This is a genomic window from Dickeya oryzae (assembly GCF_009372235.1).
Classification (GTDB): Bacteria; Pseudomonadota; Gammaproteobacteria; order Enterobacterales; family Enterobacteriaceae; genus Dickeya; species Dickeya oryzae.
The window spans coordinates 35,575-51,014 of the sequence record NZ_SULL01000017.1 but is presented as its reverse complement, the minus strand read 5'-3'; the positions used below and the strand labels follow the sequence as shown (position 1 = coordinate 51,014).

The following is a 15,440-nucleotide window of genomic DNA, read 5'->3' as shown; positions in this document are numbered from 1 at the left end:
ATAAAGTGTATGGTGAATAAATTTTATACCTGGAGGGGCAAGGCGGTAGTCTGTTTTATACATTCCATCGCGAAACTCGATGTCACATCAACCAGCCCCGGTATGCCATTGACCAGACGTTTATAAAACGCATCATAGCTTTTCATGTCAGCAACCTGAACCTGCATCAGATAGTCGTATTCGCCTGCCATGCGGTAAAATGCCAGCACCTCTGGCATCTCGGAGACAAACCGGGAAAACGTCTGATACCAGGCACTGTTATGCTGCTGGGTTTTCAACAACACAAATGCCGTCAGCCCCAGCCCCAGCTTTTCGTTATCCAGCAATGCAACCCGGGATTTGATATATCCATCATCCTCCAGCCGCTTTAACCGCTTCCAGCACGGTGTCGAGGTCAGATTCACCGCTTCAGCCAGCGCCTGCAGTGAAAGGGTGCAATCCTGCTGTAATAGCGACAGCAGCATACGATCGGTTTTATCCATCATGGCGACATAAAAGAGAAAAATTTTCTCTCATTAGCGCCTTTCGAAAACAAAAAGGCAACCTTTTTTTCTGCAAAACCCGATACGCTACATCGTATGCCACCCAAGGCTGATACGCGCCAGTGCCGGTGGTGGAACATTCCATGAAACATCATTTTCTTTCAGCAGGATAACATCACATGACCACCACCTGGGTACGCGACGCCGTTAGCGCGATTGAGGCAGACTTTCAACGTTCGGCAGATACTCACCTGATTCGCCTTACTCTGCCGGATTACCCCGGTATTTATTTTTATCTTAAAGACGAAAGCACCCACCCAAGCGGCAGCCTCAAGCATCGCCTTGCCCGTTCTCTATTTCTGTATGGCCTGTGCAATGGCTGGATCAAAGAAGGCACGCCGATCATTGAAGCCTCATCTGGCAGTACCGCTGTATCAGAAGCGTATTTCGCCCGCCTGCTGGGATTACCGTTTATTGCTGTGATGCCATCCTGCACCGCTAAACGAAAAATCGAACAAATCGCGTTCTACGGCGGCAACTGCCATTTTGTCGAACAATCCTGTCAGATCTATGCCGCCTCGGAAGAGCTGGCCAAAGAGCTGCACGGCCACTATATGGATCAATTCACTTACGCCGAACGGGCCACGGACTGGCGCGGTAATAACAACATTGCGGACAGCATCTATCGGCAAATGGCCCGCGAACCGTTTCCTGTCCCTGACTATCTGGTCATGAGCGCCGGTACTGGCGGGACGTCTGCTACGCTTGGGCGCTATATCCATTACAAAGGGTTGGATACGCAGTTAGTGGTGGTAGACCCGGAAAACTCGGTATTCTATGACTGCTATCACCAGCAGGACCGGACTCTCATCGGCACATGCAGCAGCCGTATTGAAGGGATTGGCCGCCCTCGTGCCGAACCCTCGTTTATCCCCGGCGTAATCGACGATATGGTGAAAGTACCTGACGCCGCCAGCATTGCCACCTTGTACTGGCTCGAGAAAATACTGGGACGTAAAGTCGGCCCGTCTACCGGAACAAATGTCTGGGGCATGTTGCAATTGGCGGGGAAAATGGTAGCGGAAGGGCGCCGTGGCGCGATCGTTACCTTGCTGTGTGACAGCGGTGAGCGTTACCTCGATACCTACTACAATCCAGACTGGGTAAAAAATCATATCGGTGATATCACTCCCTACTTGCAGCAACTGGCCGAAGGACGCCCCTTTTCCTGATGGTATTCTGGTCGGCTGCACTCCCCTCGCACTGAACTGCATCGGGATTTCAAGTACTATAACCACCAGAACAAGTACAGTATCTGCCAGAATAAGTTTGGCGGATTGCGGCCGACTGGCAGCACCCATGCATGAGGGAAGAGAAGAATGACAAGTGCAGTTGTAGTTTTTAGTGGTGGTCAGGACTCTACCACCTGCCTGATACAGGCATTGCAGCAGTACGATGAAGTCCACTGTGTCACATTTGACTACGGACAGCGCCACCGTGCTGAAATTGACGTTGCTGCCGAACTGGCCCACACACTGGGAGCCAGAGCGCATAAAGTGCTGAATGTCAGTCTGCTCAACGAACTGGCTGTGAGTAGCCTCACTCGTGACAATATTCCTGTACCCGAGTTTGATGCCACAGTCGATGGCCTGCCAAGTACCTTTGTTCCTGGCCGAAATATCCTCTTTTTGACATTGGCCTCGATCTACGCCTATCAGGTGGGTGCAGAGACTGTTATTACCGGTGTCTGTGAAACCGATTTCTCTGGTTATCCCGACTGCCGGGACGAATTCGTTAAGGCCTTGAACCAGGCGATAACCCTGGGGTTGGCCAAAGATATTCGTTTTGTCACACCGCTGATGTGGCTCAACAAAGCAGAAACCTGGGCACTGGCAGACTACTATCAACAGCTTGATACCGTGCAAAACCATACGCTCACCTGCTACAACGGCATTAAAGGAACAGGATGCGGGCAGTGTGCTGCGTGTCACCTGAGAGCGAAAGGGCTGGCAGAGTACCGCCAGAATCCATCCGCGGTCATGGCCGCCATGAAGAAAAAAACCGGGCTGAAGTGACCCGACCAGGTACCAGACAAGAGAATGCTTGTCTGGTACTGGCTTTTCACATTGACGTTTACCCTCGTACTGAAACCGTTCCCTCAACAACACGTTCTGACGATAAACGCACTTACAGGCGCAAACGTGACTGATTACGCTCGATTAGCGCACTGCCAATCCCCGGTACTTCCTGCAGTTGCTCAATTTGGGTGAACGGCCCGTTTTGCTCACGATAAGAGACTATCGCCTGTGCTTTTTTCAGCCCTACACCATTGAGCGCCGCAGCCAGTTGTTCCGCTGTCGCCTTGTTAATACTTACTTCTTCTTCATCGGTCGCCACCGATGGCTTGGCCGCTTTTTCAGGTTTATGTTCCGGCGAGGCAGGTTTTACTGCACTCACGCCTGTTTTTTCCAGCGAAGCGGTAGTGGGAGAAGCATGAAGCCACGTTGACATCCCCGCCAGGCTCATCCCCACCATAAAACATAACGCTTTGACTCCTGAGTTTTTCATGCTGTTTCCTCCTTGTGTTTGACAGCACGGCAACAATGCCCGAGTGTGCGACACGCGGCAAACAGCAAACTGAAAATGTGGAAAAGGCCGCGAAAGCGGCCTTTGAATGTTGCAGTGAGTTGCAAAACGCTGCGGGGGTTATTGCACTTCTTATTGCACTTCTTGTGCCGCGTTACCGTACTTGATTTTCGCCTGACTGCGCAGACTCGTCAGCAGGGTATCGAACAGTGCGCCCACCGAGCTCTGTTCTATCTGGTTACCGAACTGTTTTTTCTGATCGTCCGATAAGGCGTGCGGTTTCACCGTATCCAAGGCGACCAGTACGATATTGCCTGCCTGATCCTGCGCGACAGCGTAAGAAGGTTTATCTTTCTTCGGCTGAGGCATCGCAAACACCGTCTCTGACAGCGCATCCGCCTGACCGATTGAAGATATCACTTTCGCTGCACTAAAACTCAGACCAGCAGCAGTCATGCTGTCGGTTTTCCCCTGATTGAGATCAGCAAGAATCTTCTCTGCTTCAACCCGGGCTTGCTGTTCTGCTTTCTGGCGTTTGAGCGACTGTACGACCTGATCGCGCACCTTATCCAGAGGCTGGGTTGCTTCCGGTTTGTGGTCAGTCACGCGCAATACGAACGCACGATCGCCTTCGACACTGATCACATCGGAATTGTTACCCGGCGTGCCATTCTCACCCACCAGAGAACCACCAAAAATCGCCTGAGTAACCGGCTGGAAATTCAATGCGGCAGGGACGTTGTCACGCGTAAACCAATCTGTCTGAACAGCTTTGACGTTAGCGACTTTCTCAGCAGAAACCAGCGACTCATTATCGTTGCTGGCCGCTTCGCTCACCTTCTGCTGCAACGCGTAAAACGCATCCAGTGATTTCTCACGTTTTACCTTTTCAGCCAAATCAGCGCGTACCTCATCCAGCGCTTTGACGCGCTGCGCCTGAATATCATCCAAACGGATAATCAGGTAACCCACGGAAGATTTGATAACGTCAGAAAGCTGGCCTTTCTGCTTCAGCCCCGCCTGTTTGATTTCATCCACCGTGGAGCCATCGTCCATCCAGCCCAAATCCCCACCATTACGACGGGAAACAATATCGGTGGATTTTTCTTTAGCCAACGCTGCAAAATCAGCGCCTTTCTTCAACTGGTCGAGCACGGCCTTAGCATCTGCTTCGGTTTTCAGCTGAATAACGCTGTACTTTTTGCGTTCCGGCTGTGTGAACTCGCTCTTATGTTGTTCGTAATACGCCGCGATATCATTGTTATCTACCTTGGTTTTATCCATGATAGACGCTGCATCCAGCATGATATAGCTGACTTTGAACTGCTCCGGTGCCAGATAACGGCTCTTGTTCTGATCGTAGAAGTTTTTTACTTCGTCATCAGAGACAGTCTGACTCTTGGCACGAACGCCAAGATCAAGGGTTGCCGTACGGATGGTGCGATCCTGCGCGGCCATCGCCACCAGGTTATCAAGCTCCTGCTGCAATACGAAATCCGTACTGCCTAACCCGCGAATCAGCTGCTGAGTCAGCAATTGCTTACGCAGGAATTGCGCATACGCGTCTGGTGTCAACCCCATCTGACGCACCTGCGCCAGGTATTTGTCGTTATCAAACCGGTTATTGGTCTGAAACTCAGGCACGGAGAAAATCGCCTGTTTGATCTGCTCGTCGCTGATGTTCAACCCCAGGGTATGCGCGTACTGCACCACCAGCGTTTCATCGATTAGCTGTGACAGCACCTGTTTGCGCAACTGCTGCATATACCCTTCGTTAGCGGCCAGGGCGGAGAAATTATCCCCCAGCATCTCTTGCTGACGATTGCGCTCATTCTGTACACCTTGCTCAAGCTGAGAGCGGGTAATCTCTTGTCCATTCACCTTGGCCGCGTAATCACCTGAACCACGTATCAGGTAATCGCCCACACCGGTCAACACGAATGAACCAATAATCAAGGCAAGAATAACTTTTAGCACGACGTTGTTAGCGGCCGCGCGTAAATTGTCCATCATAATGTGACAACACTCCGCTGTAGAATGGATAACACTTCCCCTGCGCAGGCCGTAGCCATGCCTCCCTGCTATTGCTATAGCCACACTCGGCCAGGGCGCATTCAAGTATTTGCCGGATAACAGTAATCTTAATTACCTGTAAAAAAAGGCACATCATACCATGATGCGCCTTATATCTTACCTTACCCATCACGCTGAGTCAGGTAGTGTTTGGACTGGAAGACCGTCCCAACTCAGAATTTGCTACTTAATAATCAATTCACTGAGTCTTTCAGTGCTTTACCGGCACGGAAACCGGGTACTTTAGCCGCCGGAATACTGATTTCTTTGCCAGTCTGCGGGTTACGCCCGGTGCGCGCAGCACGTTCACGCACGGAAAACGTACCAAAACCAACCAAAGCGACGTCATCTCCGGCTTTCAGAGATTCGGTAACAGACCCAATAATTGCATCCAACACACGCCCTGCTGCCGCTTTGGAAATATCAGCATCTGCGGCAATTTTGTCGATCAATTGTGACTTGTTCACACTCTCATCCCCTCTGAAATACTGTCATTACGCCAGAGCCCCCAGCGCAACACGTAGCTTTATCTATTCAGTCAAACCGCAGGCTACCAGCCAACAGGATCAACAGTGCTCTAACTTAGCGGCACGAAAAAAGGCTGGCAAGCACCATTTCACTTACCAGCCCTTATTTTCTCAGTGGTTTTTGCTATAGGTCACTATTTCTTCTTAGCCGTCTTTACCACATCCATGCCGTAAGGCGAGTTCTGCAAAGCAATAGTCAGCACTTCCTCAATGCGTTTTACCGGGTGGATCTCCAGATCGGCAATCACATTTTGTGGAATCTCTTCCAGATCGCGCTTGTTCTCTTCCGGAATCAGCACTGTCTTGATACCACCACGATGCGCCGCCAGCAGCTTCTCTTTTAACCCACCAATTGGCAGTACCAGCCCACGCAGGGTAATTTCACCGGTCATCGCCACATCTGCACGTACCGGGTTACCCGTCAGGCAAGATACCAGTGCGGTACACATCGCAATACCGGCACTCGGGCCATCTTTCGGTGTTGCCCCTTCCGGTACATGCACATGGATATCGCGTTTTTCATAAAAGTCGGAATTGATACCCAGTTTTTCCGCTCTGGCGCGCACCACGGTCAGTGCAGCCTGAATGGACTCCTGCATTACCTCGCCCAGCGAGCCGGTATACGTCAGTTTGCCTTTGCCCGGTACGCTGGCGGTCTCGATCGTCAGCAGATCACCCCCCACCTCCGTCCAGGCAAGACCGGTTACCTGACCAACACGATTCTCTTCATCTGCCCGGCCGTAATCGTAGCGCTGTACACCAAGATACTCTTTCAGGTTATCGCCGGTGATGAGGATGTGCTTGATGGCTTTATCCATCATGAGCGATTTCACCGCCTTACGGCACAGTTTGGAGATTTCACGCTCCAGACTACGCACCCCGGCTTCACGGGTGTAATAGCGGATGATGCCAATGATGGCACTATCTTCAACCGTCAACTCGCCTTTTTTCAGGGCGTTACGTTCAATTTGCTTGGGCAGCAAGTGCTGACGCGCAATATTGAGCTTTTCATCCTCGGTATAGCCAGACAGTCGGATCACTTCCATACGATCCAGCAACGGTGCCGGAATGTTCATGGAGTTAGACGTCGCGACGAACATCACGTCGGACAGGTCATAATCCACTTCCAGATAGTGATCGTTAAATGCCACGTTCTGTTCTGGATCCAACACCTCCAGCAAAGCAGAAGCCGGGTCGCCGCGCATGTCGGAAGACATCTTGTCGATTTCATCCAGCAGGAATAATGGGTTTTTTACCCCCACTTTCGCCATCTTCTGGATCAGTTTACCCGGCATCGAGCCGATATAAGTACGGCGGTGACCACGGATTTCCGCTTCATCACGTACGCCGCCAAGCGCCATACGGACATATTTGCGCCCGGTGGCTTTGGCAATAGATTGCCCCAGAGAGGTTTTACCTACCCCCGGCGGCCCTACCAGACACAGGATCGGCCCTCTTATCTTGCTAACACGGCTCTGTACTGCGAGATATTCGAGGATGCGCTCTTTGACACGCTCCAGACCATAGTGGTCGCTGTCGAGCATTTCCTGGGCTTTCGCCAGATCTTTCTTCACCTTGCTGCGTGCCTGCCACGGCACCTGCACCATCCAGTCGATGTAGCTGCGAACCACGGTCGCTTCCGCTGACATCGGTGACATCATGCGCAGTTTCTGCAATTCCGCTTCCGCTTTCTCGCGGGCCTCTTTCGGCATGTTGGCAGATTCAATCTTACGTTTCAGCGCCTCCTGCTCGTCAGGCGCATCATCCATTTCGCCCAGCTCTTTCTGGATGGCCTTCATCTGCTCATTCAGGTAGTACTCGCGCTGGCTTTTTTCCATCTGTTTTTTAACGCGACTACGGATCCGTTTTTCCACCTGCAGCAGATCAATTTCGGACTCCATCATCGCCATCAGGTATTCCAGACGCTCGGTCACGTCAGACATTTCCAACACGGATTGCTTGTCCGCCAGCTTCAGCGGCATGTGTGCAGCAATGGTGTCGGCAAGACGCGCCGCATCATCAATACTATTAAGCGATGTTAATACTTCAGGAGGAATTTTCTTATTCAGCTTGATGTAGCCTTCAAACTGATTGATGGCCGTACGCATGAGCACTTCCTGCTCACGCTCTTCAATTGCCGGCGACTCCAGGTATTCCGCCTGGGCCGCAAAATGCTCCCCGCTATCGGAGAGTGTGGTGATGCGTGCGCGCTGCAACCCTTCCACCAGCACTTTAACGGTGCCGTCGGGTAATTTCAGCATTTGAAGAATAGAGGCGACCGTCCCTACCGAGAAAAGATCGTTAACACCAGGCTCATCCGTTGAGGCTTCTTTCTGTGCCACCAGCATGATCTTTTTGTCGTGATCCATAGCCGCTTCAAGGCACCGAATTGATTTCTCCCGACCAACAAACAACGGAATGACCATGTGCGGATAAACCACCACATCGCGCAACGGCAATACGGGGATTTCTATGCGTTCGGAACGCTCAGGGTTCATAGAGCTCTCTCTTAGTTTCGTTTCCGCCAGGTTAAGGGAATCCGTGGAACACGTGCATCACGGGTTTCACCTATAGGTAATCGAGTATATGGGGATAAATGTCTTACATTCAACGACTGAACGTATGTAAAAAAAAATGGGGGACTAAATTCCCCCATTTTATCGTTCAGCATTGTTTTTTAGGCTAATTATTCACCAGATGCCTGCTGGGCTTCTGGCTTACCGTAAATCAGCAACGGTTCGGTCTGCTCTGAAATGACAGACTCATCAACCACCACTTTATCCACGTTTTCCAGTGAAGGCAGATCGTACATCGTTTCCAGCAGTGCCGCTTCAACGATAGAACGCAGGCCACGTGCACCGGTTTTACGTGCCATCGCTTTTTTCGCAATGGCGGTCAACGCCTCGTCACGGAACTCCAGCTCAGCACCTTCCAGTTTGAAAAGCGCCTGATACTGCTTGGTCAACGCATTTTTCGGTTCGCGAAGAATCTGGATCAATGCTTCTTCATCCAGCTCTTTCAGCGTAGCAACCACCGGCAAACGGCCAATAAATTCAGGAATAAGACCAAACTTGATCAAATCACCCGGTTCAACCTGACTCAGCAGTTCACCCTCACTCGCTTTCTGGGACACGCCTTTCACTGTCGCGTTAAAGCCAATACCGCGCCCGGTATCAGTACGCTGCTCAATGACTTTGTCCAGCCCGGCAAATGCGCCGCCACAGATAAACAGAATCTTGGAGGTATCAACCTGCAGGAACTCCTGTTGCGGATGCTTACGGCCACCTTGCGGCGGAACCGCGGCGATCGTCCCTTCAATCAGCTTCAGCAATGCCTGCTGAACACCTTCACCGGACACATCACGCGTGATGGACGGATTGTCGGACTTGCGGGAAATCTTGTCGATTTCATCGATATAGACGATACCACGCTGCGCTTTCTGTACGTCGTAATCGCACTTTTGCAGCAACTTCTGAATGATATTCTCGACGTCTTCACCCACATAGCCGGCTTCAGTCAGCGTCGTCGCATCTGCCATGGTGAAAGGGACATCGAGTAAACGGGCCAGCGTTTCCGCCAACAACGTTTTCCCGCTACCTGTCGGGCCAATCAGCAGAATGTTGCTTTTGCCAAGCTCAACACCATTGTTGCTATCGCCATTGCGCAGGCGTTTATAGTGGTTGTAGACAGCAACCGCCAATACCTTTTTCGCCTGTTCCTGGCCAATAACATAGTCATCAAGATGACGGCGGATTTCGTGTGGCGTCGGTAACGCGCTGCGCTCACGGTGTGGCGCTACTTCTTTAATTTCTTCGCGAATAATGTCGTTACACAAGTCAACACATTCATCGCAGATATACACTGACGGCCCGGCAATGAGCTTACGAACCTCGTGTTGGCTTTTGCCGCAGAAAGAACAGTACAGCAGCTTCCCTGAACCGTCTTTGCGCTTATCTGTCATGAGTCAAACCTCTTCTTTAGTCTCTTGCCCGCAGGCCAACCACATAGCAATCGCGCCACAACACACACCAGCCGGCTTATCACAACGGCCGACAACCCGCGTCATCGGGCTATTTCGCATCAATGGCGTTATTCACGATGGGTCAATACAGAATCCACTAACCCGTACTCTACTGCCTCTGCGGCAGAGAGGAAACGGTCACGCTCCGTATCCCTTTCTATCACGTCAAGAGACTGACCGGTATGCTTAGCCATCAGCTCATTCATCCGGGCTTTCACCTTGAGGATCTCTTTGGCATGAATCTCGATATCCGTCGCCTGCCCCTGGAATCCCCCCAGCGGCTGATGGATCATCACCCGGGAGTTCGGCAGACAGAAGCGTTTGCCTTTTGTACCAGCAGTCAGCAGGAAAGCCCCCATTGACGCAGCCTGCCCCATACAGATGGTGCTGACGTCCGGTTTAATAAACTGCATGGTGTCGTAAATCGACATACCAGCAGTAATCACGCCACCCGGAGAGTTAATGTACAAATAGATATCTTTCTCAGGGTTCTCCGCTTCCAGAAATAACATCTGCGCCACAATCAGGTTAGCCATATGATCTTCAACCTGACCGGTCAGAAAGATCACACGCTCCTTCAGGAGCCGGGAATAGATATCGTAAGAACGCTCCCCACGCGAAGTCTGCTCAACCACCATCGGCACCAAAGCCATGTGCGGGGCCAGTTTTTCTTGTTCGCCACTGTATGACATTAACGTCTCCTAGATAAAATGCACTTGGCGCATATACCCTGATTCTACTTGAGATAGAAAGTGATGACCATGCTAAGACACGCAGTTAGCCATCTCTGTGTTGCCGGAATCAGGCGAATTTCCCTGACGATGCGATCTACGCAGTTATTTAACCAGTTGGGGACCGATGCATCCTTTTTCAAGATTACACCAGTGATTCATTTTGGTTAAAGCGATATCCTGCGCCGAAAGCAGATCGAATGACGCCCCGATTAATCGTTATTAATCATAGTGCAGAATAGTGCGGAATGGTGCAGATTTGGCAGGAACTGACAGCACGCCCAACGGTTTACTGTACCCATAAAGGAAAAAGCCCACAGCACAGGCTGCGGGCTTTCGAAGAAACGATGTCAGGTAAAAATCGTAATCAGGCAGCGGTCGTCTGATTCATCAGCTCATTGAAGCTGACTGATTTTTCTACCACTTTCGCTTTGGACAACAGCGCTTCGATCGCCTGCTCTTCCAGAGCGACGTTACGCATGTTGTTCATCATTTCTTTGTTTTTCTTGTAGTACTCAACCACTTCGCGCGGATCTTCATACGCGGAGGCGATTTCGTCGATCAGTGCGTTAACGCGATCTTCGTCAGCTTTCAGCTCGTGGGACTCAATCACTTCGCCCAGCAGCAAACCAACAACGACACGGCGTTTAGCTTGTTCTTCGAACAGTTCACGCGGCAGTTCCAGAGCCTGCTTCTCGTTGCCGCCGAAACGCTGAGCCGCCTGACGACGCAGTACGTCGACTTCGCCGTCGATCAATGCAGCCGGCACGTCAATTTCATTGGCTTTAACCAGACCGTCGATAACCTGAGACTTCACGCGATTACGGATAGCGCCTTTCAGTTCGCGCTCCATGTTTTTGCGTACTTCCGCGCGCAGGCCATCAACAGAACCGTCTTCAACGCCAAAACGTTTGATGAAATCAGCCGTCAGTTCCGGCAGTTCACGCTCTTCCACTTTCTTCAGAACGATAACGAACTTAGCGTCCTGACCTTTCAGGTTTTCAGCGTGGTAATCTTCCGGGAATTTCACATCGATAGTGAACTCATCACCGGCTTTGTGACCGACGATGCCGTCTTCAAAACCTGGGATCATACGACCCTGACCCATGGCCAGTACGAAATCAGATGCTTTACCACCTTCGAACTCTTCACCGCCAACAGAACCGGTGAAATCGATGGTTACGCGGTCTTCAGCCGCTGCAGCACGATCGGTGTCTTTCCAGGTCGCCTGCTGTTTACGCAGGGTGTCCAGCATACCGTCAACGTCAGCGTCAGACACGTCTACCAGCGGTTTTTCAACTTCGATAGAATCCAGGCCTTTCAGCTCAACTTCCGGATAAACTTCGAACTCTACCGAGTAGGTGAAATCGCCACCGACCTGGTATTCGCCCGGAACATAGTTCGGTGCGCCAGCCGGATTGATTTTTTCTTTGATGATGGCATCAACAAAGTGACGCTGCATCAGATCGCCCAGTACATCCTGGCGGACGGAAGCGCCATAGCGCTGTTCAACAACTTTCGCCGGCACTTTGCCTTTGCGGAAACCGTCGATACGAACTTTTTTAGCCACACTGACCAGTTCGCTCTTAACGGCATTCTCAATGCTGTCAGCAGCAACAGTAATCGTTACGCGGCGCCCAAGGCCTTGAGTGGTTTCAACTGAAACTTGCATCTTGTTACCTCAAAAAATCACAGTTCTCGGTCAACCTCAGAGGCCGTTTTCATAAAGCGCCCTGGGGCAACCTTGCTGATCACAGTCTCACAGAACCAGAACGGCCACTTTAGCGGACCCGTTCCCTATAGTCAGAAGCGTCCCGAATACATTCCGGAAAATAAGACGCGGCATTATAGCGGCATCAATAGACCGAGTCGAGGAGAGTAACCAGACTATTGACAGAGGACTTTCACACTTTTCACCTGTCCTTGCCCAGTATTACCACCTTTATTACCGCAAGGCCCTCAACCGGTGATGCGCCAGCGGGTATATACACACCGTCATGCGCATCTTCACAGAAGTAGAGAGACGCCTGATTTCAGCGGTCCAACCCTGCTCCGCCACAAGGCGGGGAAGACGGCACAGCCATTTGTAAATCAAGCCACTCCTGGGGCGTATAGGTATGCAACGCCAACGCATGAACCGAACCTGCCAGTTCATCAGCCAATACGCGATAAATCGCACGATGACGGCCGATGACCCGCTCCCCCGAGAAATGCTCACTGACAAGAACCACTTTGAAGTGGCTTTCTGAACCTGCAGGTACATTATGGCGATAACTTTCATTAATCACTTCAATATGTTGTGGTTCAAATTCAGTGCGTAACTTAGCTTCTATCGTTTCGCGAATCATAGGGTGACCTTTTTCAGGTATCAGTGAAATTGCTCTCGACAACGCGGCCTTTATTACTGATTGCACGCTTATCCACTTCAATTTCAGTCATTTTTTGATTATTAATGGGCATCATCGCTAGTCTGGATGCGTGGCAGCAGGCTGCACTCTATCTCGCCATCTCGCCGACATGCATCTCGCCGAAATGCCAGTCGTCGATGCCAGACAGCCTTCACGTCAAACACAATGGAAAAAAATGATGCAAGCTCAGCAGGATACTGGCCACTTTCTGCTCTTTCCCTTGTCCAAGACGATGATATGATACCGAACTATATTTATCCGCCAACCACCGTTTTATGACGAGAAGACACACATGTTAAAAAAATTCATTTTCCCGTTGTTCGCCGCACTTGTGCTGGCAGGATGCGCCAGTAAAAGCAACACGCTGGATGTCACCCCGAAAATTGCCCTGCCGTCGCAGGATCCAACCCTGATGGGGATCACTATCAGCATTAATGGCGCAGACCAACGTGCCGACCAGTCACTGGCCAGAGTCAATCGTGACGGCCAACTGATCACGCTGATGCCATCGCGCGACCTGCGGTTCCTGTTGCAGGAAGTGCTGGAGAAACAAATGTCTGCCCGTGGTTATATGATAGGTACTGGCGGCCCGGTCGCACTGCAAGTGGTGGTTAACAAGCTGTATGCGGATGTTTCCGAAGGGAATCTGCGCTACAACATTACCACCCGCGCGGATATCTCTATCATTGCACAAGCCGCCAACGGTAATAAGCAAATCAAGAACTACCGTGCCAGCTATAATGTACAAGGTGCGCTTACCGCCACTAACAGCAAGATTACCGAGTCGGTCAATCAGGTGCTGAGTGATGTCATCAGTGATATGGCTCAAGATACCAGCATCAGTACCTTCATCAAAACCAACTCCCGGTAACGGTTTATTCCGCCTCACCTCCCTTGCTCCTCACGGGGCAAGGGAAAAGGACCTCGCATGCTCAGCCGCTTTTTTTCACTTTTCCGTGAACGCAACAGTGTCATTCTTCTGATTTTGGGGTTCGCCTCTGGTTTACCACTGGCTCTGACCTCCGGTACGTTGCAGGCGTGGATGACAGTGGAAAACGTGGACCTGAAAACCATCGGTTTCTTTTCTCTGGTGGGGCAGGCGTATGTCTTCAAGTTTTTGTGGTCACCACTGATGGATCGCTACACGCCGTCGTTTATGGGGCGTCGGCGCGGCTGGCTGCTGGTCACACAGTTGTTGCTGGTAGCCACCATCATCGCTATCGGCACAGTAGATCCATCGCATCATTTATGGTGGCTGGCATTACTGGCGGTCATCATCGCATTCTGTTCCGCCTCACAGGACATTGTGTTTGATGCGTATAAAACCGACTTGTTGCCGCCAGAAGAACGTGGCAGCGGCGCAGCTATTTCTGTTTTGGGTTATCGCCTGGCGATGCTGGTTTCCGGCGGGCTGGCATTATGGATAGCCGATCGTTTTCTCGGCTGGCATGCCACCTACTGGCTGATGGCTGGTCTTTTATTGCTGTGCACACTGGCAACCTGGCTGTCGCCGGAACCCGCCGTGAGCGAACCGGCCCCTCGCTCACTGGAGCAGGCGGTCTTAGCGCCGCTGAAAGATTTTTTCGGCCGTGATAATGCCTGGCTAATTCTACTGTTGATCGTGTTGTACAAACTGGGGGATGCGTTTGCCGTCAGCCTCAGTACGCCTTTTTTAATTCGCGGAGTCGGCTTCAATCCGGGCGATGTCGGGCTGGTTAACAAGACGCTGGGCTTGTTCGCCACCATTATTGGCGCGCTGTACGGCGGTGTATTGATGCAGCGCTGGACGCTATTTCGGTCATTGATGCTATTCGGCCTGCTACAGGCGGTCTCGAACGCCGGTTACTGGCTGCTAGCCATCACCGATAAACACCTGTTCACCATGGCCTGCGCGGTGTTTCTGGAAAATCTGTGTGGTGGCATGGGAACAGCCGCGTTTGTGGCGCTATTAATGACGCTTTGTAACAAATCATTTTCCGCCACCCAGTTCGCCTTGTTGTCCGCACTGTCGGCTGTGGGGCGGGTTTATGTCGGTCCGATTGCTGGCTGGTTTGTAGAGCTGTATGGGTGGGCCTGGTTTTATCTGTTTTCCATCATCATCGCTATCCCAGGACTTCTCCTGCTGAATATCTGTCGTTCATCATTAGAACACGTGCAATCAGGTGGCGAATTTCTGCGTCGTAACGCCTACCCACACCTTTATCTATTGGCGTCCCGCCTGTTTTTCATCGGGTGTATTATGTTTGTCGGTGGTTTGCTTGTCTGGGGCATGCTGGGATTGGGCTGGCTGCAGAGCGAACTTGCCAAAAACATACTGATGGCGGCAGGCGCGACGGGAGCAGCAGTGGCAATTTTGCTGGGTGCTCTGCTTGATTACCTGTCATTACAACGCCGGTAAACCCGGAAGCACAAAGCAATGATGTGTGAACACGGTTCTGTAATGCCTCATGCGTTCATCTTTCAGGATAAGGCAGGAGCAATCGCTTACTTCATTGCCTGAGGCAGGTAAGTGATATCGCTAAAACCCCCCTCATTATCTATTATCACTTTATTAAATTATTTTTCTCTCCAGGCATACGGCAAAAAACATTTATTTCGTTGTCTTTAATAAA

13 protein-coding genes are annotated in these 15,440 nt (G+C 51.2%); 4 read left to right on the top strand and 9 right to left on the bottom strand.

Annotated features, from left to right (window positions below):
• Positions 1–23: 23 nt before the first annotated feature.
• Positions 24–485 carry an Lrp/AsnC family transcriptional regulator gene (locus FAZ14_RS18105; RefSeq protein WP_012883767.1) on the bottom strand — a complete coding sequence of 154 codons (462 nt, stop codon included), beginning with the start codon at positions 483–485 and terminating at the stop codon, positions 24–26.
• Positions 486–661: 176 nt separating this feature from the next.
• On the opposite strand from FAZ14_RS18105, the gene FAZ14_RS18100 reads away from it, so the two are divergent.
• Positions 662–1,714, top strand: a complete 1,053-nt coding sequence (locus tag FAZ14_RS18100; protein WP_016942068.1) for a PLP-dependent cysteine synthase family protein — start codon at positions 662–664, stop codon at positions 1,712–1,714.
• 147 nt (positions 1,715–1,861) lie between these two features.
• Positions 1,862–2,557 (top strand): 7-cyano-7-deazaguanine synthase QueC, encoded by a 696-nt coding sequence (gene queC / locus FAZ14_RS18095; protein WP_016942069.1) that lies wholly within the window; start codon positions 1,862–1,864, stop codon positions 2,555–2,557.
• A 112-nt stretch (positions 2,558–2,669) separates the two neighbouring features.
• Here the strand turns inward: queC and FAZ14_RS18090 are convergent, their stop codons facing one another.
• The 8 genes from FAZ14_RS18090 to bolA all read right to left on the bottom strand — a co-directional run bounded on the left by FAZ14_RS18090 (position 2,670) and on the right by bolA (position 12,768).
• Positions 2,670–3,050: a ComEA family DNA-binding protein gene (locus FAZ14_RS18090; RefSeq protein ID WP_016942070.1), complete on the bottom strand. Its 381-nt coding sequence runs from the start codon at positions 3,048–3,050 to the stop codon at positions 2,670–2,672.
• Positions 3,051–3,200: 150 nt separating this feature from the next.
• Positions 3,201–5,081, bottom strand: a complete 1,881-nt coding sequence (gene ppiD, locus FAZ14_RS18085) for a peptidylprolyl isomerase (RefSeq protein WP_038925146.1) — start codon at positions 5,079–5,081, stop codon at positions 3,201–3,203.
• A 254-nt stretch (positions 5,082–5,335) separates the two neighbouring features.
• A complete protein-coding gene (gene hupB / locus FAZ14_RS18080; protein WP_012770737.1) occupies positions 5,336–5,608 on the bottom strand; it encodes a nucleoid-associated protein HU-beta in 273 nt (90 codons plus the stop codon).
• Positions 5,609–5,802: 194 nt separating this feature from the next.
• Positions 5,803–8,166 carry an endopeptidase La gene (gene lon, locus FAZ14_RS18075; RefSeq protein ID WP_016942072.1) on the bottom strand — a complete coding sequence of 788 codons (2,364 nt, stop codon included), beginning with the start codon at positions 8,164–8,166 and terminating at the stop codon, positions 5,803–5,805.
• Positions 8,167–8,354: 188 nt separating this feature from the next.
• A complete protein-coding gene (clpX, locus tag FAZ14_RS18070) occupies positions 8,355–9,629 on the bottom strand; it encodes an ATP-dependent protease ATP-binding subunit ClpX (protein WP_016942073.1) in 1,275 nt (424 codons plus the stop codon).
• 128 nt (positions 9,630–9,757) lie between these two features.
• Positions 9,758–10,381, bottom strand: a complete 624-nt coding sequence (clpP, locus tag FAZ14_RS18065; protein ID WP_016942074.1) for an ATP-dependent Clp endopeptidase proteolytic subunit ClpP — start codon at positions 10,379–10,381, stop codon at positions 9,758–9,760.
• Between the two features lie 406 nt (positions 10,382–10,787).
• Entirely contained in the window at positions 10,788–12,092 is a 1,305-nt protein-coding gene (tig, locus tag FAZ14_RS18060) for a trigger factor (protein ID WP_016942076.1), read from the bottom strand.
• Positions 12,093–12,453: 361 nt separating this feature from the next.
• Entirely contained in the window at positions 12,454–12,768 is a 315-nt protein-coding gene (gene bolA, locus FAZ14_RS18055; protein WP_016942077.1) for a transcriptional regulator BolA, read from the bottom strand.
• A gap of 352 nt (positions 12,769–13,120) precedes the next feature.
• Between bolA and FAZ14_RS18050 the strand changes: the two genes are divergently transcribed.
• Positions 13,121–13,699 (top strand): lipoprotein, encoded by a 579-nt coding sequence (locus FAZ14_RS18050; RefSeq protein WP_153508975.1) that lies wholly within the window; start codon positions 13,121–13,123, stop codon positions 13,697–13,699.
• A 57-nt stretch (positions 13,700–13,756) separates the two neighbouring features.
• Positions 13,757–15,226 carry a muropeptide MFS transporter AmpG gene (gene ampG, locus FAZ14_RS18045; protein ID WP_153508974.1) on the top strand — a complete coding sequence of 490 codons (1,470 nt, stop codon included), beginning with the start codon at positions 13,757–13,759 and terminating at the stop codon, positions 15,224–15,226.
• Positions 15,227–15,440 lie beyond the last annotated feature (214 nt).

Bases quoted from the DNA above. Each gene is read 5' to 3' on its own strand.
- bolA (WP_016942077.1), bottom strand. From the start codon at position 12,768: ATGATTCGCGAAACGATAGAAGCTAAGTTACGCACTGAATTTGAACCA.
- clpX (WP_016942073.1), bottom strand. From the start codon at position 9,629: ATGACAGATAAGCGCAAAGACGGTTCAGGGAAGCTGCTGTACTGTTCT.
- ampG (WP_153508974.1), top strand. From the start codon at position 13,757: ATGCTCAGCCGCTTTTTTTCACTTTTCCGTGAACGCAACAGTGTCATT.
- FAZ14_RS18100 (WP_016942068.1), top strand. From the start codon at position 662: ATGACCACCACCTGGGTACGCGACGCCGTTAGCGCGATTGAGGCAGAC.
- ppiD (WP_038925146.1), bottom strand. From the start codon at position 5,081: ATGATGGACAATTTACGCGCGGCCGCTAACAACGTCGTGCTAAAAGTT.
- FAZ14_RS18090 (WP_016942070.1), bottom strand. From the start codon at position 3,050: ATGAAAAACTCAGGAGTCAAAGCGTTATGTTTTATGGTGGGGATGAGC.
- clpP (WP_016942074.1), bottom strand. From the start codon at position 10,381: ATGTCATACAGTGGCGAACAAGAAAAACTGGCCCCGCACATGGCTTTG.
- FAZ14_RS18050 (WP_153508975.1), top strand. From the start codon at position 13,121: ATGTTAAAAAAATTCATTTTCCCGTTGTTCGCCGCACTTGTGCTGGCA.
- FAZ14_RS18105 (WP_012883767.1), bottom strand. From the start codon at position 485: ATGATGGATAAAACCGATCGTATGCTGCTGTCGCTATTACAGCAGGAT.
- lon (WP_016942072.1), bottom strand. From the start codon at position 8,166: ATGAACCCTGAGCGTTCCGAACGCATAGAAATCCCCGTATTGCCGTTG.
- queC (WP_016942069.1), top strand. From the start codon at position 1,862: ATGACAAGTGCAGTTGTAGTTTTTAGTGGTGGTCAGGACTCTACCACC.
- tig (WP_016942076.1), bottom strand. From the start codon at position 12,092: ATGCAAGTTTCAGTTGAAACCACTCAAGGCCTTGGGCGCCGCGTAACG.